The sequence below is a fragment of the Kitasatospora purpeofusca genome (assembly GCF_000718025.1).
Taxonomy (GTDB): domain Bacteria; phylum Actinomycetota; class Actinomycetes; order Streptomycetales; family Streptomycetaceae; genus Kitasatospora; species Kitasatospora purpeofusca.
On record NZ_JODS01000006.1, the window covers coordinates 71,155 to 92,519 of the forward strand.

The 21,365-nt window shown below is 68.1% G+C and carries 33 protein-coding genes; 32 read left to right on the forward strand and 1 reads right to left on the reverse strand.

Annotation, left to right across the window (positions count from 1 at the left end; all coding sequences use genetic code 11):
• The first annotated feature begins 3 nt into the window (after nt 1-3).
• From IF01_RS0111730 to IF01_RS0111740, 3 genes are read left to right on the forward strand one after another with little or no spacing between them, the layout of a single operon-like run.
• Entirely contained in the window at nt 4-693 is a 690-nt protein-coding gene (locus IF01_RS0111730; protein WP_030393289.1) for a glycosyltransferase family 2 protein, read from the forward strand.
• Complete coding sequence (locus IF01_RS0111735) at nt 690-1,088, forward strand: DUF2304 domain-containing protein (RefSeq protein WP_030393290.1); 399 nt, start codon at nt 690-692, stop codon at nt 1,086-1,088. The genes IF01_RS0111730 and IF01_RS0111735 overlap by 4 nt, the downstream gene beginning before the upstream one ends.
• Before the next feature lie 5 nt (nt 1,089-1,093).
• Nucleotides 1,094-2,002 (forward strand): glycosyltransferase family 2 protein, encoded by a 909-nt coding sequence (locus IF01_RS0111740; protein ID WP_030393291.1) that lies wholly within the window; start codon nt 1,094-1,096, stop codon nt 2,000-2,002.
• Nucleotides 2,003-2,127: 125 nt separating this feature from the next.
• Here the strand turns inward: IF01_RS0111740 and IF01_RS0111745 are convergent, their stop codons facing one another.
• Nucleotides 2,128-3,840 (reverse strand): hypothetical protein, encoded by a 1,713-nt coding sequence (locus tag IF01_RS0111745; protein WP_030393292.1) that lies wholly within the window; start codon nt 3,838-3,840, stop codon nt 2,128-2,130.
• 540 nt (nt 3,841-4,380) lie between these two features.
• Between IF01_RS0111745 and IF01_RS0111750 the strand changes: the two genes are divergently transcribed.
• From IF01_RS0111750 to rpsM, 29 genes are all read left to right on the forward strand, one after another.
• On the forward strand, nt 4,381-6,195 hold the full coding sequence (locus IF01_RS0111750) for a hypothetical protein (RefSeq protein ID WP_030393293.1): 1,815 nt from the start codon (nt 4,381-4,383) through the stop codon (nt 6,193-6,195).
• A 401-nt stretch (nt 6,196-6,596) separates the two neighbouring features.
• Nucleotides 6,597-6,905: a 30S ribosomal protein S10 gene (rpsJ, locus tag IF01_RS0111755; protein WP_012785157.1), complete on the forward strand. Its 309-nt coding sequence runs from the start codon at nt 6,597-6,599 to the stop codon at nt 6,903-6,905.
• Between the two features lie 14 nt (nt 6,906-6,919).
• Nucleotides 6,920-7,567, forward strand: coding sequence for a 50S ribosomal protein L3 (rplC, locus tag IF01_RS0111760; RefSeq protein ID WP_030393294.1), 648 nt, complete (start codon nt 6,920-6,922; stop codon nt 7,565-7,567).
• A gap of 5 nt (nt 7,568-7,572) precedes the next feature.
• The gene (gene rplD / locus IF01_RS0111765) at nt 7,573-8,250 is read left to right on the forward strand and encodes a 50S ribosomal protein L4 (protein WP_030393295.1); all 678 of its coding nucleotides are present in this window, start codon (nt 7,573-7,575) and stop codon (nt 8,248-8,250) included.
• Complete coding sequence (gene rplW, locus IF01_RS0111770; protein ID WP_030393296.1) at nt 8,250-8,570, forward strand: 50S ribosomal protein L23; 321 nt, start codon at nt 8,250-8,252, stop codon at nt 8,568-8,570. The genes rplD and rplW overlap by 1 nt, the downstream gene beginning before the upstream one ends.
• 36 nt (nt 8,571-8,606) lie before the next feature.
• Complete coding sequence (rplB, locus tag IF01_RS0111775) at nt 8,607-9,443, forward strand: 50S ribosomal protein L2 (protein ID WP_030393297.1); 837 nt, start codon at nt 8,607-8,609, stop codon at nt 9,441-9,443.
• A gap of 11 nt (nt 9,444-9,454) precedes the next feature.
• Entirely contained in the window at nt 9,455-9,736 is a 282-nt protein-coding gene (rpsS, locus tag IF01_RS0111780; protein WP_030055821.1) for a 30S ribosomal protein S19, read from the forward strand.
• A 57-nt stretch (nt 9,737-9,793) separates the two neighbouring features.
• The gene (gene rplV / locus IF01_RS0111785; protein ID WP_030055822.1) at nt 9,794-10,141 is read left to right on the forward strand and encodes a 50S ribosomal protein L22; all 348 of its coding nucleotides are present in this window, start codon (nt 9,794-9,796) and stop codon (nt 10,139-10,141) included.
• Complete coding sequence (rpsC, locus tag IF01_RS0111790; RefSeq protein ID WP_030393298.1) at nt 10,141-10,965, forward strand: 30S ribosomal protein S3; 825 nt, start codon at nt 10,141-10,143, stop codon at nt 10,963-10,965. The genes rplV and rpsC overlap by 1 nt, the downstream gene beginning before the upstream one ends.
• Before the next feature lie 5 nt (nt 10,966-10,970).
• A complete protein-coding gene (rplP, locus tag IF01_RS0111795) occupies nt 10,971-11,390 on the forward strand; it encodes a 50S ribosomal protein L16 (protein ID WP_030393299.1) in 420 nt (139 codons plus the stop codon).
• The gene (gene rpmC, locus IF01_RS0111800; protein ID WP_030393300.1) at nt 11,390-11,614 is read left to right on the forward strand and encodes a 50S ribosomal protein L29; all 225 of its coding nucleotides are present in this window, start codon (nt 11,390-11,392) and stop codon (nt 11,612-11,614) included. The genes rplP and rpmC overlap by 1 nt, the downstream gene beginning before the upstream one ends.
• A complete protein-coding gene (gene rpsQ, locus IF01_RS0111805) occupies nt 11,614-11,886 on the forward strand; it encodes a 30S ribosomal protein S17 (RefSeq protein WP_030055826.1) in 273 nt (90 codons plus the stop codon). Before rpmC ends, rpsQ begins: the two co-directional genes overlap by 1 nt.
• A 102-nt stretch (nt 11,887-11,988) precedes the next feature.
• Nucleotides 11,989-12,360, forward strand: a complete 372-nt coding sequence (rplN, locus tag IF01_RS0111810) for a 50S ribosomal protein L14 (protein WP_030393301.1) — start codon at nt 11,989-11,991, stop codon at nt 12,358-12,360.
• A 15-nt stretch (nt 12,361-12,375) separates the two neighbouring features.
• Entirely contained in the window at nt 12,376-12,687 is a 312-nt protein-coding gene (rplX, locus tag IF01_RS0111815; RefSeq protein ID WP_030055828.1) for a 50S ribosomal protein L24, read from the forward strand.
• Nucleotides 12,687-13,256, forward strand: a complete 570-nt coding sequence (gene rplE, locus IF01_RS0111820) for a 50S ribosomal protein L5 (protein ID WP_030393302.1) — start codon at nt 12,687-12,689, stop codon at nt 13,254-13,256. The genes rplX and rplE overlap by 1 nt, the downstream gene beginning before the upstream one ends.
• A 4-nt stretch (nt 13,257-13,260) precedes the next feature.
• The gene (locus IF01_RS0111825) at nt 13,261-13,446 is read left to right on the forward strand and encodes a type Z 30S ribosomal protein S14 (protein ID WP_030393303.1); all 186 of its coding nucleotides are present in this window, start codon (nt 13,261-13,263) and stop codon (nt 13,444-13,446) included.
• 287 nt (nt 13,447-13,733) lie between these two features.
• On the forward strand, nt 13,734-14,141 hold the full coding sequence (gene rpsH / locus IF01_RS0111830) for a 30S ribosomal protein S8 (RefSeq protein WP_030055831.1): 408 nt from the start codon (nt 13,734-13,736) through the stop codon (nt 14,139-14,141).
• A 22-nt stretch (nt 14,142-14,163) separates the two neighbouring features.
• Entirely contained in the window at nt 14,164-14,703 is a 540-nt protein-coding gene (rplF, locus tag IF01_RS0111835; RefSeq protein WP_030393304.1) for a 50S ribosomal protein L6, read from the forward strand.
• A 3-nt stretch (nt 14,704-14,706) separates the two neighbouring features.
• The gene (gene rplR, locus IF01_RS0111840) at nt 14,707-15,090 is read left to right on the forward strand and encodes a 50S ribosomal protein L18 (RefSeq protein ID WP_030393305.1); all 384 of its coding nucleotides are present in this window, start codon (nt 14,707-14,709) and stop codon (nt 15,088-15,090) included.
• A 48-nt stretch (nt 15,091-15,138) separates the two neighbouring features.
• On the forward strand, nt 15,139-15,759 hold the full coding sequence (rpsE, locus tag IF01_RS0111845) for a 30S ribosomal protein S5 (protein ID WP_030393306.1): 621 nt from the start codon (nt 15,139-15,141) through the stop codon (nt 15,757-15,759).
• On the forward strand, nt 15,759-15,941 hold the full coding sequence (rpmD, locus tag IF01_RS0111850; protein ID WP_030251557.1) for a 50S ribosomal protein L30: 183 nt from the start codon (nt 15,759-15,761) through the stop codon (nt 15,939-15,941). Before rpsE ends, rpmD begins: the two co-directional genes overlap by 1 nt.
• Nucleotides 15,942-15,943: 2 nt before the next feature.
• Entirely contained in the window at nt 15,944-16,396 is a 453-nt protein-coding gene (gene rplO, locus IF01_RS0111855) for a 50S ribosomal protein L15 (RefSeq protein WP_030393307.1), read from the forward strand.
• 329 nt (nt 16,397-16,725) lie between these two features.
• Complete coding sequence (gene secY, locus IF01_RS0111860; RefSeq protein ID WP_030393308.1) at nt 16,726-18,036, forward strand: preprotein translocase subunit SecY; 1,311 nt, start codon at nt 16,726-16,728, stop codon at nt 18,034-18,036.
• Nucleotides 18,036-18,689 carry an adenylate kinase gene (locus tag IF01_RS0111865; protein WP_030393309.1) on the forward strand — a complete coding sequence of 218 codons (654 nt, stop codon included), beginning with the start codon at nt 18,036-18,038 and terminating at the stop codon, nt 18,687-18,689. The genes secY and IF01_RS0111865 overlap by 1 nt, the downstream gene beginning before the upstream one ends.
• 130 nt (nt 18,690-18,819) lie before the next feature.
• Entirely contained in the window at nt 18,820-19,662 is an 843-nt protein-coding gene (map, locus tag IF01_RS0111870; protein ID WP_030393310.1) for a type I methionyl aminopeptidase, read from the forward strand.
• A 115-nt stretch (nt 19,663-19,777) separates the two neighbouring features.
• Nucleotides 19,778-20,221, forward strand: a complete 444-nt coding sequence (gene mscL, locus IF01_RS0111875; RefSeq protein ID WP_078879889.1) for a large conductance mechanosensitive channel protein MscL — start codon at nt 19,778-19,780, stop codon at nt 20,219-20,221.
• A 170-nt stretch (nt 20,222-20,391) separates the two neighbouring features.
• Complete coding sequence (infA, locus tag IF01_RS0111880; RefSeq protein WP_003956442.1) at nt 20,392-20,613, forward strand: translation initiation factor IF-1; 222 nt, start codon at nt 20,392-20,394, stop codon at nt 20,611-20,613.
• 33 nt (nt 20,614-20,646) lie between these two features.
• Nucleotides 20,647-20,760 (forward strand): 50S ribosomal protein L36, encoded by a 114-nt coding sequence (gene rpmJ / locus IF01_RS0111885; protein WP_003956441.1) that lies wholly within the window; start codon nt 20,647-20,649, stop codon nt 20,758-20,760.
• A 172-nt stretch (nt 20,761-20,932) separates the two neighbouring features.
• Complete coding sequence (gene rpsM / locus IF01_RS0111890) at nt 20,933-21,313, forward strand: 30S ribosomal protein S13 (protein ID WP_030393312.1); 381 nt, start codon at nt 20,933-20,935, stop codon at nt 21,311-21,313.
• The last annotated feature ends 52 nt before the right edge of the window (nt 21,314-21,365 follow it).

The window sequence follows — 21,365 nt, forward strand, 5'->3', positions numbered from 1 at the left end:
CCCATGTCCCAGTACGACGATGTCTGGCTGGTGATCCCGGCCTACAACGAAGGCCAGGTGATCGCTGACGTTGTGGAGGGAGCGCGCAAGACGTTCCCGAACATCGTTGTGGTCGACGACGGCAGCGCCGACGACTCCGCCAAGCACATTATGAGCACCGGCGCGCACCTGGTGCGGCACCCGGTCAACCTCGGCCAGGGCGCCGCGCTGCAGACCGGCCTGGCCTACGCCCTGGCCCAGCAGGGCGCCAAGTACTTCGCCACCTTCGACGCGGACGGCCAGCACCAGACGGCCGACGTCGAGAAGATGGTCGCGCTGCTGCGCACCGGTGAGGCCGACGTGGTCCTCGGTTCGCGCTTCATCGAGCAGAACGGCCAGGTGCCGTGGATCAAGCGCGTGGTCCTGCGGACCGCCGCGACGGTCAGCCCCACCGCCCGCAAGCTCAAGCTGACCGACTCGCACAACGGCCTGCGAGTGCTCAACCGTGAGGCGGCCGGCCGGCTGCGGATCACCATGAACGGCATGGCCCACGCCTCGGAGATCGTCAGCTTCCTGGCAGGCGCGGACCTGCGGGTCGCCGAGCTCCCGGTCGACATCCTCTACACCGACTACTCACGCGCCAAGGGTCAGTCCCTGATCAACGGCGTCAACATCATCTTCGACATCTCGCTTCGGGAGCGTGGCCGCCGATGAACTACTTCTGGATCCAGTTGGTCCTGATCGCTGGCGCGGTCATCCTCGCGTTCATGTTCATCCGGCGCTGGGACGCCGCGAACACCCGCGCCTGGAAGCGCATCGCGTTCTCGGTCTTCGTGGTCGCGAACATCTACGCGATCCTGCGCCCCAGCGACGTCACCTGGTTCGCCCACAAGATGGGCGTCGGCCGCGGCACCGACCTGGTGCTGTACGTGATGGTCCTGGCCATGGGCTTCCTGACCCTGAACACCTTCCTGCGCTTCCGCTCGCTGGAGAAGAAGCTCACCGACCTCGCCCGGACCGTGGCCATCAACGAGGGTGCCCGGCTGAACGAGGAGCGCTTCGACCTGGACCTCCCGGTCTCCGCCCCGGTGAACAGCAGCGGAGCCTGACCTCCATGGCCACCTTCGAGTTCATGCTGCCGTACTACGGCGACGTGGCCCTCATGCAGGCCGCCGTGCGCAGCATCCTCACCCAGAGCGACCCGGACTTCCGGCTGACCGTCGTCGACGACGGCAAGGAGCCCGAGGTCCCGGGCTGGTTCGCCGGGCTCGGCGACGACCGGGTCCGGTACCTGCGCAACGAGCAGAACCTCGGCATCACCAAGAACTTCCAGAAGTGCGTGGAGCTCTCCACGGCGGACCACGTGGTCATCATGGGCTGCGACGACCTGCTGCACCCGCACTACCTGGAGACGGTCCGGGCTGTCCTCAAGGACAACCCCGACCTGGGCATGGTGCAGCCGGGCGTCGAGGTGATCGACGGCGCCGGCGTGGTCACCAGCGGCCTGGCCGACAACGTCAAGGACAAGCTCTACTCGCCGAGCGTCAAGGGCCGACGGCTGATGGGCGGCGAGGAGCTGGCGGCCAGCGTGCTGCGCGGCAACTGGCTGTACTTCCCGTCGATCTGCTGGCGCGGCGAGGTGCTGCGGCAGGTCAACTTCCGCGACGAGTACTCGGTCATCCAGGACCTGGCACTGGTCGTGGACCTGCTGGAGCGCGGCGAGACGATGATGGTGGACAACACCACCGTCGTCTTCCAGTACCGCCGGCACGCGGTGAGCGAGTCCTCCGTGCAGGCGTTCTCCGGCACCCGCTTCGCGGAGGCGGAGAAGTACTTCAACGCGGTGGCGGAGCGGATGGACGCCCGCGGCTGGCCGAAGGCCGCCCGGGCGGCCCGGTTCCGCAGCGCCTCGCGCCTGCACGCGCTGACGATGCTGCCGGGCGCGCTGCGCCGCGGCAAGAGCGGCGGGGCCAAGGTGCTCGTGCGCCACGCCCTGACCTCGGGGCAGCGGCACGAGGCCTGAGGCCTCCCGCGCCGGCGACGGCGAACAGAACGGCCGTGGGGCCGGTGGACCTTCCGGTCCACCGGCCCCACGGCCGTTCTGTTCGGGGTTTCCCGGTCGGAGGGCGCCGGGGCGGGCCCTGCAGGTCAGGGCTTCCGGGCGTTCGGGAAGGGGCCGAGGTGCGAGCAGGTCAGGACCCCCAGGTCCGGCTCGGGCACCCCGACCGTGGCCGGGTCGCCGGGCTGCTTGCAGGTGCCGCCCGGCGCGTAGGCGGAGCAGTGGCCGTTGTAGTCGGCGGTGACCTGGGCGGTCCAGGCGAGGGCGCCGGTGCCGCCGTCCGGCTTCGGCATGAACTTGTCGGCGGTGGCCGAGCCGGCCATCCCGAACAGCAGGCCCAGCGCGCAGAGCGAGCCGACGGCCACCGCACGCGGGCCGGGGCGCCGGGAGAGCCGCACCACACCGAGGGCGGCGCCGGCGTCGGCGTTGCGACGGGCCACCAGGAAGCAGGCGAGGCCGGTGAGCAGCAGCAGGCAGTGGAGCAGTTGGGCGCTGGTCCGCGGGTAGAGCATGACCGCCTGGTCGCTCTCCATGTGGGAGGCGTACCAGTAGCGCATCAGCAGGGCGCTCGCCGCGCAGGCGGCGGGCACGAGCACCGAGGCCCGGTCGATGCCGAGGGTCAGGGCGACCCCGAGCCCCACCAGCAGGAGGATTGTGAACACGCCCACGCCGCCGAGCTCGCCGGGCAGCGGCCAGGTGCTCAGCGCGTCCGTCCCGGGCAGGTCGTCGCGCCACATCGCGAAGTAGGTGGGCTCGGTGTAGGTGTCGAAGTAGCAGTAGCGGTCGACCGTCGCACCGGCGGAGGAGAGCAGCCGGTACAGGCTGAGCCCGGCCACGGCGAGGAAGCCGACGGTGGCGGCGCCGAGGGTGTACCCGGCGGCGACCAGGCCGCCGGTGCCGGCGGTCCGCCGGAGCCGGACCAGCACCACGGCGGTGAGGACCACGGCCCCGGCGGCGGACCAGACGAACCAGCCCGAGTAGACGATGAACATCAGGCCGAGCAGCAGGCCGAGGACGCCGCCGGTGACGGCGGCCTTCCGGCGCGGCAGCCGGGGCGAGCGCTGGACGGTCTGGATCAGCTTGGCCAGCACCGGCACGAACGCCACCAGCACGATGTTGGTGTAGGGCTTGTACGGCTGCATCATCGGCAGCGCCGCGGTGACGCCGATGCCCAGTGCCCAGAGCGGGGGCAGCAGCAGCCGCCAGGCCAGGTAGGCGGCGGGCCCGAGCAGGGCGACGAACAGCAGGCCGACCAGCTTGAGGGCGTGCGCGGTCTGGCCGTCGGTGAGGTACTCGGCGGTCCAGGCGATCAGGTGCGGGTAGACCGGGGGGTAGCCGCCGTCGAGCGACTTGCCCTCCATCAGCGCGTTGGCCCAGGCCTGGAGGTTCCCGGCGTCGCCGTTCTGGCCGCCCAGCGGCCAGGTGGTGTCGCGCAGCGCGAGCGACACCCCGGCGGCCGTGACGCCGGAGGCGAGGCCGGAGATCGCGGCGGCGGCGTAGCGGACCGGGGCGAGCGGCCGGCGGCGCATCAGCCAGGCGCAGGCCACCAGCACGACGCCGAGCAGCAGCAGCAGCCGGAGCTGGAGCGCGGCCAGCCCGCTGACCTGGCCTATTCGCATCATCGGGTTCAGTTCGACGGTCGACGCGGCCGCGGTCATCAGCAGCGCCGCAGCGACGGCCGTCAGGCCTTCCGCGATCAGGGAGAAGGCCGGCCGGCCCCGGAGGGCCGAGGAGCCGCGGTGGCCCCGGGGCGCCGGGGGCTGTCTGGTCAGGTCGGGGGCGGCTGTCGGTGCGCTCGTCACTGTCCGAGAGTCCTTCAGGGGTAGTGATCAGGGTGCGGGGCCGACGTCGGACGACCGCGTGGGCCGGCCGGAGGGGTGCCGGGGCCGTGGGGCCGTGGGGCCGTGGGGCCGTGGGGCCGTGGGGCCGAGCCTCGATTCTGCCAGGCGCGCGGGAGTCGTTCGAACGCCACCTGTACAGACCACCGCCGCGGGGAAAGGGTTGCGCCCGGCAGATGAACACTGGGGCCGCGCCGGACGTTCGACTGCCCGAAGGGGTCGACCCGGCGGCGGGGCGCAACGCGGCCGAGCGGCGAGGGCGTCACCCCGTTGGACACATTGGCCTGGCCCAGGGCCGCGTGGCAGACTTCCCGGTGCGATCCGGAGGGTCCCGGGTGGACCCGACGCCCCACCCGCCCCGGTCGGATCGGACGCCCCGGGAGCGGCGCGCCGGCGGGGAGCCGCACGGATCCGTGGTCGACGGCCCGTCCACCGCACGGGAGCCACGAGGTGCTCCTCCGAGTTCCGGCGGCCCCGCGCGGCCGCCCGACGGAATGGACTGAGATGACGAACCTGGCCCCCGAAGCGGTCGACAGCGCCGCGAGCACGGATCGCGACGGCGCACCGCCGCCGGAGACGGGCGCGAGAGCGGGCCGTGCCGCCCTGCTGGAGCGGCGCTCGGTCCAGATCGCCGCCGAGGCCGTCGTCAGCGTCGCCGCCGCGCTCCTCCTCACCCTGCTCTGCACGCACATCTCCGTGAACCCGCTGAACCGGATCGGCCAGGTCAGCGGACTGGCGAAGATCCAGCTGTTCGCGGCGCTCCTGGGCCTGCCCGTGCTCGCGGTACTGGTCTATACCGCCTACCGGGGCGCGGCCCTCCGGCACCGGCTGGTCCAGCGGCTGGTCTGCGGGGCGATCGCGGGCCTGGCCACCGGTGTGGTCGCCGGGGGAGTGGTGGTCGCGCTGCGCGGCACCCCGTGGCCGCTCGGCGGCCAGGAGGGCGACCCCAGCCAGCTGATCCACATGGCCACGTCGATCCTCGACGACAAGGGGCTGCCCGGCGTCTACCCGCCGCTGTTCCCCGGGCTGATCGCGCTCTGGGCGAAGCTCAACTACGGCGGGATCGGCGGCGAGGGCTACGCCCTGCACGACCTGCAGATCTTCTTCACCGCGCTGGCCGGGCCGATGAGCTACCTGGCCTGGCGGCTCATGCTGCGGCCGTTCTGGGCGCTGGCCGTCGCGGTGCCCTCGGTGCTGGTCTTCCTGGACCCGATCCGGCCCTACAGCCACGTCACGATGATCATCCTGGTGCCGCTGCTGGCGGCCTGCCTGCGCGAGCTGCGCCGGGCCCGTGAGCTGTCCACCCGCTCGGTGCTGCTGCGCGGCGCGGGCTTCGGCGTGGTCTTCGGCGTGCTCTTCCTCTACTACTCGGGCTGGTACCTCTGGTCGGCGCCGGGCATCTTCGTGCTGACCCTGTTCCTGTTCCCCTGGCGCGGCGGCGGCCGCGCCGTGCGCCGGACCCTGCTGTTCGTGGGCACCACGGTGGGCCTCGCGGGCGCCATCGGCTCGCCGCTGCTGTACCAGATCGCCAAGGAAGGGGCGACGACCCCGGACCGGTACGCCTACATCGTCAACTACGTCGACCCGGCCTACGTGCTCGGCTGGCTCTCGGACCGCTCCGGCCAGGAGACGTACCACACCTGGCCGCAGGCGGGCGAGATGGCCGGCCAGACCGGCTTCGCGCTGCTGCTGCTCGCCGCGGTCGGCATCGGCATCGGCGTCGGGCTGCGCAGCCTGGTGGTCCGGGTGGCGGCGGCGGTGCTCGTCGGCGCCTGGCTGATGCGCTTCTACTACGCCTCGCACATGGCCCACGACCAGATGGTCCAGCTCTACCCGCGGACGACCTGGATCATCATGTACTGCCTGATCATCCTGGCGGTGACCGGTCTGATGGCCGCCACCGACCGGGGCCGGGGCTGGGTCGAGCGCTCGTTCCGCTCGGTCGGCCGCACCGAGGCGTCGGGACCGGTCGTCCCGCTCCGCGGCACCAGGCAGCTCGCCGCCGGACTGGTCTGCGCCCTGGCGCTGTTCGCCACCATGGGCGCGTCCTGGTCGGTCGACCGGTACATGCCGCAGAACGAGAAGACCAACACGATGGGCATCGACGCCTGGCGGGCGCACAACATCAAGAAGCAGGACGGCAGCTGCCCGAAGTTCGCCCCGGTCAAGTCGGAGACGCCGCAGCGGCCCTGCGCCGACCCGATCGTCAAGGACTGGGAGGCGGAGCCGGACAAGAAGACGCTCCACTGCGCCGGGGTGTCGACCGAGGACTGGCCCGTGGTGTGCGGCAGGATCGCTCCCTGGGTGACCCAGAAGTAGTCCGCCCCCGCGGTGCGCCCCCGACCGGGGCCGGTGAGGCCTGCCTCACCGGCCCCGATTGGCTTTCCGGCTCCCACCTGTGGCAGTATGTCCAAGTTGCTCGGTTGAGTGCCGATGCTGCGCGCCTCCCGCCGGGAGGACCGGAAGCGAGTCCCATGTACTCGTCGTTCCCGTGATGGCCGTCAAGCGTGTGTGTTACGCCACGGCAGCTGCGGGGCGAAAGTACGGGAATCTTCCGGGAAGCGTGTGCGGGGTCTCAGCCCGGCTTTTCCCCGTTTCCCGAAAGTTTGAAACCGACGAGTCAATCGCCGGTTTTTTGCAAGCGCGAGAGCGACACGCCCGAGCGCGGGGGTCGGAGGAGAAGTCGTGCAGCGACTGGACAGAAGGACTACAAGGTAGCCATGGCGGGACAGAAGATCCGCATCCGGCTCAAGGCCTACGACCACGAGGTCATCGACTCTTCGGCGAAGAAGATCGTCGAGACGGTGATCCGTACTGGTGCGCAGGTCGCGGGCCCGGTGCCGCTGCCCACTGAGAAGAACGTGTACTGCGTCATCCGCTCGCCGCACAAGTACAAGGACTCGCGCGAGCACTTCGAGATGCGCACTCACAAGCGTCTGATCGACATCCTCGACCCCACGCCGAAGACGGTTGACTCGCTGATGCGTCTCGACCTGCCGGCCGGCGTCGACATCGAGATCAAGCTCTGAGAGGCGCACCGAAGATGGCTAAGCAGATTAAGGGCATCCTGGGCGAGAAGCTCGGCATGACCCAGGTCTGGGACGAGAACAACCGGGTCGTTCCGGTGACCGTCGTCAAGGCTGGGCCCAATGTCGTGACCCAGGTCCACACCGCCGACAGCCCGGCCGGCTACGACGCCGTCCAGATCGGCTTCGGCGAGATCGACCCCCGCAAGGTGAACAAGCCCCTCGCGGGCCACTTCGCCAAGGCCGGTGTCACCCCGCGCCGCCACCTGGTCGAGCTCCGTACCGCGGACGCGTCCGAGTACACCCTGGGCCAGGAGATCACCGCCGAGCTGTTCGAGGCGGGTGTCAAGGTCGACGTGACCGGCACCTCCAAGGGCAAGGGCTTCGCCGGTGTCATGAAGCGTCACAACTTCCGTGGCCTCGGCGCCGGACACGGCGTGCAGCGCAAGCACCGTTCGCCCGGTTCCATCGGTGGCTGCGCCACCCCGGGCCGCGTGTTCAAGGGCCTGAAGATGGCCGGCCGGATGGGTCACGAGCGTGTGACCACCCAGAACCTGACCGTGCACGCGGTTGACGCGGAGAAGGGTCTGCTCCTCATCAAGGGTGCGATCCCGGGCCCGAACGGCGGCCTCGTCCTCGTCCGCACCGCGGCGAAGGGGCTGTGAAGGATATGAGCACCATTGACATCCTGTCGCCCTCGGGCGACAAGACCGGCAGCCTCGAGCTGCCGGCCGAGATCTTCGACGCGAAGGTCAGCGTTCCGCTGATGCACCAGGTCGTCGTGGCGCAGCTCGCTGCGGCCCGTCAGGGCACCCACAAGACCAAGACTCGTGGCGAGGTCCGCGGTGGCGGCAAGAAGCCGTACCGCCAGAAGGGCACCGGCCGCGCCCGTCAGGGCTCGACCCGTGCGCCGCAGTTCGCCGGCGGTGGCGTCGTGCACGGTCCCGTGCCGCGTGACTACTCGCAGCGGACCCCGAAGAAGATGATCGCCGCCGCTCTGCGCGGTGCGCTCACCGACCGGGCCCGCCACAACCGCATCCACGTCGTCACCGACGTGATCGCGGCCGAGGCGCCGTCGACCAAGGCCGCCAAGGGTCTGTTCGGCAAGATCACCGAGCGCAAGAACATCCTCCTCGTCGTCGAGCGTGCCGACGAGCTGGGTCTGAAGAGCGCCCGCAACCTGCCGAACGTGCACATCCTGGACGCCGGTCAGCTGAACACCTACGACGTGCTCGTCTCCGACGATGTGGTCTTCACCCAGGCCGCCTTCGAGCGTTTCGTGGCGGGTCCCGCCGCGTCCGCCAAGGCCGTTGCTGCTGAGGGCGAGCTCGAAGGGAGCGCCGCCTGATGGCTGCAGAGATCACGAGCAAGACGTTCACGGACCCCCGTGATGTCCTGGTGAAGCCGGTTATCTCCGAGAAGAGCTACTCGCTCCTCGACGAGAACAAGTACACGTTCGTCGTGTCGCCCGGTGCCAACAAGACCCAGATCAAGCAGGCCGTCGAGGCGGTCTTCTCGGTCAAGGTCGAGTCCGTCAACACGCTCAACCGTCAGGGCAAGCGCAAGCGCTCCAAGACGGGTTTTGGCAAGCGCAAGGACACCAAGCGCGCCATCGTGACGCTGGCTGAGGGCAACCGCATCGACATCTTCGGTGGTCCGACCTCCTGACGGAGGCCGTGATCGTCGATCAAGACGAGGACGAAAATGGGTATCCGCAAGTACAAGCCGACTACGCCGGGCCGCCGTGGCTCCAGCGTGGCCGACTTCGTCGAAATCACGCGGTCCACGCCGGAGAAGTCGCTGGTTCGCCCCCTGCACAGCAAGGGCGGCCGTAACAACGCCGGTCGGATCACCGTTCGCCACCAGGGTGGCGGGCACAAGCGCGCCTACCGCGTGATCGACTTCCGTCGTCACGACAAGGACGGCGTGCCGGCCAAGGTCGCGCACATCGAGTACGACCCGAACCGCACCGCGCGCATCGCGCTCCTGCACTACGCGGACGGCGAGAAGCGCTACATCATCGCGCCGCGCGGCATCACGCAGGGCGACCGGATCGAGAACGGCGCTGGCGCCGACATCAAGCCGGGCAACAACCTGCCGCTGCGCAACATCCCGGTCGGTACCACCATCCACGCGGTGGAGCTGCGTCCCGGTGGCGGTGCCAAGCTGGCCCGCTCCGCCGGCTCCGGCATCCAGCTGCTGGCGCGTGAGGGCAAGATGGCGCACCTGCGCATGCCCTCCGGTGAGATCCGCCTGGTGGACGCGCGCTGCCGCGCGACCGTCGGCGAGGTCGGCAACGCCGAGCAGTCGAACATCAACTGGGGCAAGGCCGGCCGTATGCGCTGGAAGGGCGTCCGCCCGACCGTGCGTGGTGTGGCCATGAACCCGATCGACCACCCGCACGGTGGTGGTGAGGGTAAGACCTCCGGTGGTCGCCACCCGGTCTCGCCGTGGGGCCAGAAGGAGGGTCGTACCCGTCGCCCGAAGAAGGCGTCGGACGCTCTCATCGTGCGCCGCCGCAAGACCAACAAGAAGCGCTAGGAGCAGGTCAGATGCCGCGCAGTCTCAAGAAGGGCCCCTTCATCGACGGCCACCTTCTCAAGAAGGTGGACGCGCAGAACGAGGCGGGTACCCAGAACGTCATCAAGACCTGGTCCCGTCGCTCCGTGATCTTCCCGGCCATGCTCGGCCACACGATCGCGGTTCACGATGGTCGCAAGCACGTCCCGGTGTTCGTCACCGAGTCGATGGTCGGCCACAAGCTGGGCGAGTTCGCTCCGACCCGCACCTTCCGCGGCCACGTCAAGGACGACCGCAAGTCGAAGCGTCGCTAGTCGCCTGAGCTTCACCGCCAGACCGACTCAATGACTTACTCCATTAAGGGGACAACCATGGAAGCCAGGGCCCAGGCGCGGTACATCCGCGTCACGCCCATGAAGGCCCGCCGCGTGGTGGACCTCATCCGTGGCCTGCCGGCCACGGAGGCCCAGGCCGTCCTGCGTTTCGCTCCGCAGGCCGCCACCGTGCCGGTGGGCAAGGTGCTCGACAGCGCCATTGCCAACGCCGCGCACAACTACAACCACTCCAACGTGGACGACCTCGTCATCAGCGAGGCGTACGTTGACGAGGGTCCGACCCTGAAGCGGTTCCGTCCGCGTGCCCAGGGCCGCGCCTACCGGATCCGCAAGCGGACCAGCCACATCACCGTGGTCGTCAGCAGCAAGGAAGGGACCCGGTAATGGGCCAGAAGGTTAACCCGCACGGGTTCCGCCTCGGCATCAGCACGGACTTCAAGTCCCGCTGGTACGCCGACAAGCTGTACAAGGACTACGTCAAGGAAGACGTTGCCATTCGTCGCATGATGACGAAGGGCATGGAGCGCGCCGGCATCTCCAAGGTCGAGATCGAGCGCACCCGCGACCGCGTCCGCGTCGACATCCACACCGCCCGTCCCGGCATCGTCATCGGTCGCCGTGGCACCGAGGCCGACCGCATCCGCGGCGACCTCGAGAAGCTGACCGGCAAGCAGGTCCAGCTGAACATCCTCGAGGTCAAGAACCCCGAGCTGGACGCCCAGCTCGTGGCTCAGGGCGTCGCGGAGCAGCTGTCCTCCCGCGTCTCCTTCCGTCGTGCCATGCGCAAGTCGATGCAGGGCACCATGAAGTCCGGCGCCAAGGGCATCAAGGTCCAGTGCTCCGGTCGTCTCGGCGGCGCCGAGATGAGCCGTTCGGAGTTCTACCGCGAGGGTCGTGTGCCGCTGCACACCCTTCGTGCGAACGTCGACTACGGCTTCTTCGAGGCCAAGACCACCTTCGGCCGCATCGGCGTGAAGGTCTGGATCTACAAGGGCGACGTCAAGAACATCGCCGAGGTCCGCGCTGAGAACGCCGCTGCCCGCTCGGGCAACCGCCCGGCCCGTCCCGAGGGTGGTCGTCCCGCCCGCGGTGGCGAGCGCCGTGGTGGCGAGCGTGGTGGCCGCGGCCGTCGCCCCGCCGCTTCCGAGGCCCCCGCGGCCCCGGTCGCCGAGGCTCCGGCTGCCGAGAACACCGGAACGGAGGCCTGACCGTCATGCTGATCCCCCGTCGGGTCAAGCACCGTAAGCAGCACCACCCGAAGCGCCGCGGCGCTTCCAAGGGTGGCACCGAGCTCGCGTTCGGCGAGTACGGCATCCAGGCCGTCACCCCGGCCTACGTGACGAACCGGCAGATCGAGTCCGCTCGTATCGCCGTCACCCGTCACATCAAGCGTGGCGGCAAGGTCTGGATCAACATCTACCCGGACCGTCCGCTCACCAAGAAGCCGGCCGAGACCCGCATGGGTTCCGGTAAGGGTTCGCCCGAGTGGTGGATCGCGAACGTGCACCCGGGTCGGGTCATGTTCGAGCTGTCGTACCCCAACGAGAAGGTGGCTCGTGAGGCGCTGACCCGCGCAGCTCACAAGCTCCCGATGAAGTGCCGGATCATCCGGCGCGAGGCAGGTGAGAGCTGATGTCGGCCGGCACCAAGGCTGCTGAGCTTCGCGAGCTGGACAACGAGGGTCTCGTTGCCAAGCTCCGTGAGGCCAAGGAGGAGCTGTTCAACCTCCGCTTCCAGGCGGCGACCGGGCAGCTCGACAACCACGGACGGCTCAAGCTCGTCCGTAAGGACATCGCGCGGATCTACACCCTGATGCGCGAGCGCGAGCTGGGCATCGAGACGGTGGAGAGCGCCTGATGACTGAGAACACCAACGAGACGCGCGGTTTCCGCAAGACCCGTGAGGGTCTCGTCGTCAGCGACAAGATGGACAAGACCGTCGTCGTCGCCGTCGAGGACCGCGTCAAGCACGCTCTGTACGGCAAGGTCATCCGCCGTACGAACAAGCTGAAGGCGCACGACGAGGCGAACGCCTGCGGCATCGGCGACCGGGTCCTCCTCGCGGAGACCCGCCCGCTGTCCGCGACGAAGCGCTGGCGCGTCGTCGAGATCCTCGAGAAGGCCAAGTAACGAAGTTGATGCGGTACGGCCGTATGTGCACCAGGTCCCTCGCGGGCGCTGGTGTGAGCAGCGGCCGGCCCGTCAGCTCTCGTTGACGATCAGGAGAAAGCTGTGATCCAGCAGGAGTCGCGACTGCGAGTCGCCGACAACACGGGCGCGAAGGAAATCCTTTGCATCCGCGTTCTCGGTGGTTCCGGTCGCCGCTACGCCGGCATCGGGGACGTCATCGTCGCGACCGTCAAGGACGCGATCCCCGGCGGTTCGGTCAAGAAGGGTGACGTCGTCAAGTGCGTCGTCGTCCGCACCGTGAAGTCGCGCCGTCGTCCCGACGGTTCGTACATCCGGTTCGACGAGAACGCCGCTGTCGTCCTCAAGAACACCGATGGCGACCCCCGCGGTACCCGCATCTTCGGCCCGGTGGGCCGCGAGCTGCGCGACAAGAAGTTCATGAAGATCATCTCGCTTGCGCCGGAGGTGCTCTAACTCATGGCGAACAGCATGAAGATCAAGAAGGGTGACCTGGTCCAGGTCATCACCGGCAAGGACCGCGGCAAGCAGGGCAAGGTCATCCAGGCCATGCCCGCCGAGAACAAGGTCCTGGTCGAGGGTGTCAACCGGGTCAAGAAGCACACCAAGCCGGGCCCGGGCACTCAGGGTGGCATCGTCACCGTCGAGGCCCCGGTGCACGTCTCCAACGTCCAGCTGGTCGTGGAGAAGGACGGCAAGAAGGTCGTCACCCGCGTTGGCTACCGCTTCGACGACGAGGGCAACAAGATCCGCGTTGCCAAGCGAACCGGTGAGGACATCTGATGTCTGAGACGACTGTTGAGAAGGTGACCCCCCGTCTCAAGGAGCGTTACAACTCCGAGATCAAGGGTCAGCTGCAGGAGCAGTTCTCGTACGAGAACGTCATGCTGACGCCCGGCCTGGTCAAGGTCGTCGTCAACATGGGTGTCGGCGAGGCCGCCCGTGACAGCAAGCTGATCGAGGGCGCGATCCGCGACCTCACCGCGATCACCGGCCAGAAGCCGGCCGTGACCAAGGCTCGCAAGTCCATCGCGCAGTTCAAGCTGCGTGAGGGCCAGCCGATCGGCACCCACGTCACCCTCCGCGGTGACCGCATGTGGGAGTTCCTGGACCGTCTGGTTTCGCTGGCCCTGCCGCGAATCCGTGACTTCCGCGGCCTCTCGCCGAAGCAGTTCGACGGCCGTGGCAACTACACCTTCGGTCTGACCGAGCAGGTTATGTTCCACGAGATCGACCAGGACAAGGTCGACCGTCAGCGCGGTATGGACATCACCGTCGTGACCACCGCTCAGACCGACGACGAGGGCCGGGCGCTCCTGCGTGCTCTGGGCTTCCCGTTCAAGGAGGCGTGAGCCAATGGCGAAGAAGTCCCTCATCGCGAAGGCCGAGCGGAAGCCGAAGTTCGGCGTCCGGGCCTACACCCGGTGCCAGCGCTGCGGTCGTCCGCACTCGGTGTACCGCAAGTTCGGCCTCTGCCGTGTCTGCCTCCGTGAGATGGCGCACCGCGGCGAGCTGCCGGGCGTGACCAAGAGCTCCTGGTAGTCCTCCGAGAAGAGGCTCGACCAGGTGCCCTGGGCACCCAGCGAAGCAGAGGTGCCCGATCCCACACCGGCCCGTTTTGGGCCTGCCGTACGGAGTCCCGTAAGGTAGTGGGGTCGGGCCCCCTGCCACGGCTTCCCCATGGATGTCCGTGGCCCTCTTGCGAGAGGGCTCGCACCCAGTCTTACGACGTCGCAGGTCCCCTGCGCTTGTGCCCCTGACGAACTCGGAAGAGTCCGGCAGGGGGACCTGGCGCGGAGAAACCGCGGCGAGAGAGGCCTGAGGCCATCATGACCATGACCGACCCCATCGCAGACATGCTCACGCGTCTGCGTAACGCGAACTCGGCGTACCACGACTCCGTGGCGATGCCGGCCAGCAAGATCAAGGCGCACGTCGCCGAGATCCTGCAGCAGGAGGGGTACATCTCCTCCTACAAGGTTGAGGAGCCGGTTGAGGGCGAGGTCGGCAAGAAGCTGACCATCGAGCTCAAGTTCGGCCCCAACCGTGAGCGCTCCATTGCCGGCATCAAGCGCATCAGCAAGCCGGGTCTGCGCGTTTACGCAAAGTCCACCAACCTGCCGAAGGTTCTCGGCGGCCTGGGCGTGGCGATCATCTCCACGTCCTCCGGCCTCCTGACCGACAAGCAGGCCGCCAAGAAGGGCGTAGGCGGAGAAGTTCTCGCCTACGTCTGGTAATTCGGGAAACGGAGGTACAGCAATGTCGCGCATTGGACGGCTGCCCATCCAGGTCCCCGCTGGCGTGGACGTCACCATCGATGGCCAGACGGTCTCGGTGAAGGGTCCGAAGGGCTCCCTCACCCACGTCGTCGCCGCGCCGATCGAGATCGGCAAGGGCGAGGACGGCATTCTGGCTGTCACCCGCCCCAACGACGAGCGTCAGTCGAAGGCCCTGCACGGCCTGACCCGCACGCTGGTGGCGAACATGATCACCGGTGTGACCGCGGGCTACCGCAAGTCGCTGGAGATCAGCGGTGTCGGCTACCGAGTTCTGGCGAAGGGCTCCGACATGGAGTTCCAGCTGGGCTACAGCCACCCGATCCTCGTTGAGGCCCCCGAGGGCATCTCCTTCGTCGTCGAGTCCGCCACCAAGTTCCACGTGGACGGCATCGACAAGCAGAAGGTCGGCGAGGTCGCCGCGAAGATCCGCAAGCTGCGCAAGCCCGACCCGTACAAGGCCAAGGGTGTCAAGTACGCGGGCGAGGTTATCCGCCGCAAGGTCGGAAAGAGTGGTAAGTAAGCGATGAGTGTCTCTGTCAAGATCGGCAAGGGCAACGCCTACAAGAGCGCCGCTCGCAAGCGCCGCGCGATCCGCGTTCGCAAGCGCGTCGTCGGCAACGAGGTGCGTCCGCGCCTCGTCGTGACGCGCTCGAACCGTCACATGGTCGCCCAGGTCATCGACGACGCCAAGGGTCACACCCTGGCGTCGGCGTCCACCCTCGACGTGTCCATCAAGGGCGCCGAGGGCGACAAGACCGAGCTGGCCAAGAAGGTCGGGAGCCTGGTCGCCGAGCGCGCCAAGGCTGCCGGCATCGAGTCGGTCGTCTTCGACCGCGCGGGCAACCGGTACGCCGGCCGCATCGCCGCCCTGGCGGACGCGGCTCGCGAGGCCGGGCTCGACTTCTAAGCCGCTCGTCGACTCTGTCGGCGGACGTAATCGAGAGAGGTAATTCCAATGGCTGGACCCCAGCGCCGCGGTAGCGGCGCCGGCGGCGGCACCGGTGGCGAGCGGCGCGACCGTAAGCGTGACGACCGGGGCAACGCCCCCGCCGTCGAGAAGACCGCTTACGTCGAGCGCGTCGTCGCGATCAACCGTGTCGCCAAGGTTGTCAAGGGTGGTCGTCGTTTCTCCTTCACCGCGCTGGTCGTGGTGGGCGATGGCGATGGCACCGTGGGTGTCGGTTACGGGAAGGCGAAGGAGGTTCCGGCCGCCATCGCCAAGGGTGTTGAGGAGGCCAAGAAGAACTTCTTCAAGGTCCCCCGTATCCAGGGCACCATCCCCCACCCGATCCAGGGTGAGAAGGCCGCCGGCGTCGTGCTCCTGAAGCCCGCCGCCCCCGGTACCGGTGTTATCGCCGGTGGTCCGGTGCGCGCCGTCCTGGAGTGCGCCGGCATCCACGACATCCTGTCGAAGTCGCTCGGCTCGGACAACGCGATCAACATCGTGCACGCCACCGTGGCCGCTCTGAAGGGCCTCGTGCGCCCCGAGGAGATCGCCGCCCGTCGTGGTCTGCCGCTGGAGGACGTGGCCCCCGCCGCTCTGCTGCGGGCGCGTGCTGCTGGGGTGAGCGCCTGATGGCTCGCCTCAAGATCACGCAGACCAAGTCGTACATCGGCAGCAAGCAGAATCACCGTGACACCCTGCGTTCGCTCGGTCTCAAGCGCATGCACGACGTCGTGGTGAAGGAGGACCGTCCCGAGATCCGTGGGATGGCCCAGACCGTTCGTCACCTCGTGACGGTTGAGGAGGTGGACTGATCATGGGCGAGAACCCGATCAAGATCCACAACCTGCGTCCCGCCCCGGGTGCCAAGACCGACAAGATCCGTGTGGGTCGTGGCGAGGCGTCCAAGGGTAAGACCGCTGGTCGTGGTACCAAGGGCACCAAGGCCCGCTACCAGGTTCCGCAGCGCTTCGAGGGTGGCCAGATGCCGCTCCACATGCGCCTGCCGAAGCTGAAGGGCTTCAAGAACCCGTTCAAGATCACGTTCCAGGTCGTCAACCTCGACAAGCTGGCCGAGCTCTACCCGCAGGGTGGTTCGGTCACGGTCGAGGACCTGGTCGCCAAGGGCGCGGTTCGCAAGAACTCCCTCGTCAAGGTGCTCGGCACCGGCGAGATCTCGGTTGCCCTGCAGGTGACGGTCGACGCCGTCTCCGGCTCCGCCACCGAGAAGATCGTCGCCGCCGGCGGCACCGTCACCGAGCTCGTCTGAGCCCGCTGACTTCGTGAGCCCCGCGTTTCCCGTTCAGGGAAGCGCGGGGCTCACGCCTTTTCCGGACTTTCCCCGGCCCGGGCGGTCCGGATTGCGGTGAACGGGCCCTCGTTCTTTTGTGTGGCAAAACCGGGCATCCCGTACCCCATGAGTGGGGGAGAGGCCGTACGCGCTTCTTTCGAGTGGCCGTGCACTGTTAGAGTCCGTGGAGTTCCCTTGTAGGCTGCGCGCAGGCTCGCCTGTGCCGTCTGTACGGGGCCCGAACCGCAAACTCCCCATTCCAGGACCGACCCTCCCGCCGACGACGTGCGGGAGGCGCAGGAGGCACCGTGCTCAGTGCGTTCGCGCGGGCGTTCCAGACGCCCGACCTGCGCAAGAAGCTGCTGTTCACGCTGGGCATCATGGTGCTGTTCCGGCTGGGCTCGCACGTTCCCGTACCCGGGGTCGACTTCGAGGCGGTTCACGCCTGCATCAAGGAGACCAAGAACAACGGGCTCTTCGGCCTGGTGAACCTGTTCTCCGGCGGCGCTCTGCTCCAGTTGACGATCTTCGCCCTCGGCATCATGCCGTACATCACGGCGAGCATCATCCTCCAGCTCCTCACGGTCGTGATCCCACGACTCGAGGCGCTGAAGAAGGAGGGGCAGGCCGGCCAGGCGAAGATCACCCAGTACACCCGTTACCTCACCATCGCGCTGGCGGTGCTCCAGGGCACCGGGATCGTGGCGACCGCGTCCAGCGGCGCCCTCTTCTCCGGGTGCGTCTACGCCAACCAGATCGTCCCGGACACCGGGGTCTTCCGGATCGCCGTGATGGTCCTGACCATGACCGCCGGCACCACGGTGATCATGTGGCTGGGTGAGCTCATCACCGACCGGGGCATCGGCAACGGCATGTCGCTGCTGATCTTCACCTCGATCGCCGCGCAGTTCCCCACCTCGATGTGGGCGATCAAGCAGTCCGGCACCATCGGCGGCGGCTGGGTCGAGTTCCTCTCGGTCATCGCGATCGGCGTCATCGTTGTGATGCTCGTCATCTTCGTCGAGCAGGCCCAGCGCCGGATCCCGGTCCAGTACGCGAAGCGGATGATCGGCCGTCGGGCCTTCGGCGGGACGTCGACCTACATCCCGCTCAAGGTGAACCAGGCCGGTGTCATCCCGGTCATCTTCGCCTCGTCGCTGCTGTACATCCCCGCCCTGGTGGTCCAGCTGACCAACAGTCAGTCGACCTGGGCGGTCTGGATCACCAAGCACTTCGTCCGCGGCGACCACCCGGTCTACATGGCCACGTACTTCCTGCTGATCGTCTTCTTCGCCTTCTTCTACGTCGCGATCTCCTTCAACCCCGAAGAAGTTGCCGACAACATGAAGAAGTATGGTGGGTTCATCCCGGGTATCCGGGCCGGCCGCCCGACGGCCGAGTACCTGAACTACGTGCTCACCCGCATCACGTGGCCGGGTTCGCTCTACCTGGGCCTGATCGCGTTGATCCCGATGATCGCCCTGGTCGCCTTCGGACAGCAGACCAACTTCCCGTTCGGCGGCACCAGCGTGCTCATCGTCGTCGGCGTCGGACTCGAAACTGTGAAGCAGATCGAGAGCCAGCTCCAGCAGCGCAATTACGAAGGGTTCCTCCGCTGATGCGTATCGTCCTCGTCGGACCCCCCGGGGCCGGGAAGGGTACTCAGGCGCACCTGCTCGCCAAGACCCTGTCCATTCCCCACATCTCGACCGGCGACCTGTTCCGCGCCAACATCGGCCAGGGCACCCCGCTGGGTGTCGAGGCCAAGAGCTACATGGACGCGGGCCGCCTGGTGCCCGACGAGGTCACCATCGGGATGGCCAAGGACCGCATGCTCCAGGAGGACGCCGCCAACGGCTTCCTGCTGGACGGCTTCCCGCGCAACCTGGGCCAGGCGAAGGCGCTGGACGAGTTCCTCGCCGAGCAGGGCATCGCGCTGGACGGCGTGCTGGACCTGGAGGTCCCCGAGGACGAGGTCGTCCGTCGGATCGCCGGCCGCCGGCTGTGCCGCAACGACGGCGGCCACGTGTTCCACGCGGTCTACAACCCGCCGAAGACCGAGGGCGTCTGCGACGAGTGCGGCGGCGAGCTGTACCAGCGTTCGGACGACACCGAGGAAGCGGTGCGGACCCGGCTCGAGGTCTACCACACGGAGACCGAGCCGATCATCGACTACTACCGCCAGCAGGGTCTGATCGCCACGATCCCCGCGCTCGGCAAGGTGGACGAGGTCACCGCCCGCGCGATCGAGGCGCTGAAGCAGGACAGCTGAGTTTTTCAGCGACGTACGTACGGCCGCGCTGCCCGCCCGTGGGCAGCGCGGCCGTACGGCGTCGTACGGTGGAACGAGTGCACGGCCGCCGGCAAGGACCGCGCGGGAACCCAAGGAAGGCGTGACCCAGATGGTGGAGATCAAGACCCCCGAGCAGATCGCGAAGATGCGAGCGGCCGGGCTGGTCGTCGCCGAGGCGCTCAAGGCGTGCCGCGAGGCGGTCGCCCCGGGAATCACCACCCAGGAGCTCAACGACATCGCGGACAAGGTCATCACCGACCACGGTGCGACCTCGAACTTCCGGGCGGACCACGGCGGCCTGTGGTTCCCGGGCGTCATCTGCGCCTCGGTGAACAACGAGGTCGTGCACGGCATCCCCGGCGGCCGGGTGCTCGAGGAGGGCGACCTCATCTCGATCGACTGCGGCGCGATCCTGGACGGCTGGCACGGCGACGCGGCGATCTCGGTCGCGGTCGGCGAGGTCGCTCCCGAGGTGGAGATGCTGAGCCGGGTCACCGAGGGCTCGATGTGGGCCGGCATCGCCCAGATGAAGAAGGGCAACCGCCTGGTCGACGTCTCCAAGGCGATCGAGGGCTTCATCCGCCGCCAGCCGCTGCCGCCCAAGGGCAAGTGGGGCATCACCGAGGGCTACGGCGGCCACGGCATCGGCACCGCGATGCACATGGAGCCGCACGTGCTGAACTACGTCGAGCGCGGCCGGGGCAAGGGGATGAAGCTGGTCCCCGGCACCGTGCTGGCGATCGAGCCGATGGTCTCGCTGGGCACCCCGCACACCAAGGTGCTGGAGGACGACTGGACCGTGGTCACCAACGACGGCACCTGGGCCTCGCACTGGGAGCACTCGGTGGCGGTCACCGAGGAGGGCCCGCTGGTGCTCACCGCCTTCGACGGCGGCAAGGAGATGCTGGCCAGGCTGGGTGTCACGGCCGCGCCGGACCCGCTCGGCGCGTAGTCGGCGGGGTCGGAGCGCCGGCCCCGGCGAAGGAGCGAAGCCCTGGAGGTTTGGACCTCCAGGGCTTTTGTCCTATTTTTATGCGCTGGCAGTGGCTTCGAGCGAGGAGAGTGCAGTGTTCAAGGGATTCCGCGACTTCATGATGCGCGGCAACGTGGTCGACATGGCGGTCGGTGTCGTCATCGGTGCCGCGTTCACCGGTGTGGTGACCGGCTTCGTGTCCGCCTTCCTCACCCCGCTGGTGGGTGTGGTGGTCGGCGCCGCCGGCGACTTCGGCTCGTACAAGGCCACCATCGCCGGGGTGACCTTCCCGTACGGCCAGTTCCTCAACGTGCTGATCGCGTTCTTCATGACCGCCGCGGTGCTCTACTTCTGCGTGGTCCTGCCGGTGACCAAGGCCACCGCCCGGTACATGCCGAAGAAGCCGAAGACCCCGAAGCGTCCCTGCCCGGAGTGCCTGACCGAGATCCCCGAGGCCGCCCGCCGCTGCGCCGCCTGCACCGCCCACGTCGACCCGCTGGCCGTCCCGGTCGTTCCCGCCGCCACGACCGGCCGCTGACCGGAGCCCCGTTTTGGTGCATCCCTCGCGCTGGCGTAGGATGGACCGTCGGCTCACTCGTAGCGTGCTCCAGCACGCCCTCTTCCCCCTCGTCGGGGTCGGGGTGGACCCAGGTTCGCACGAGCGTGCCGCATACGGTAGCCGGTCCCGGAAGGTGGATCTCGCAGTTCATGGCTAAGAAGCAAGGCGCCATTGAGATCGAGGGCACCGTGATCGAGTCTCTTCCGAACGCGATGTTCAAGGTCGAGCTGCAGAACGGTCACAAGGTCCTCGCGCACATCAGTGGCAAGATGCGCATGCACTACATCCGCATCCTGCCGGACGACCGGGTCGTGGTGGAGCTCAGCCCCTACGACCTGACGCGTGGCCGGATCGTCTACCGCTACAAGTAAGAACGCCAGATCTAGACCCGGAGAACCTGAAGCATGAAGGTCAAGCCGAGCGTCAAGAAGATCTGCGACAAGTGCAAGGTGATCCGCCGTCACGGCCGGGTCATGGTGATCTGCGACAACCTGCGCCACAAGCAGCGCCAGGGCTGATCTCTTTCCCGCATTTCTCGTAGTACTTCGCGCGACGCGAAAAACGTCATAAGCGGGCCACCCGATCCGTCCAGGACGGACTGCCGCCCCCGGTCAGAGGCCGGGGCTCCCTCACCGTGAGGTGTCGGAGTAGGTGGCTCGCCAGACCTCTGAAGAAACACAGGAGCCTTGAATGGCACGCCTCGCCGGCGTTGATCTCCCCCGTGAGAAGCGGATCGAGATCGCCCTTACGTACGTGTACGGCATCGGCCGTACCCGCGCCCAGCAGACCCTCGCCGAGACCGGTGTCAGCCCCGATGTCCGCGTTCGCGACATCGCCGAGGACGACCTGGTCAAGCTGAGCCAGTACATCGACGCCAACTTCACGGTCGAGGGTGACCTCCGCCGCGAGGTGGCCGCCGACATCCGCCGCAAGGTCGAGATCGGCTGCTACGAGGGTCTGCGTCACCGCCGCGGCCTGCCGGTCCGCGGTCAGCGCACCCACACCAACGCGCGTACCCGCAAGGGCCCGCGTCGCGCGATCGCCGGTAAGAAGAAGCCGGGCAAGAAGTAGTCCGTCCCGTAACCGGACATCCCTCCGGCCCGCGGGTCAGCGGACCGACCAC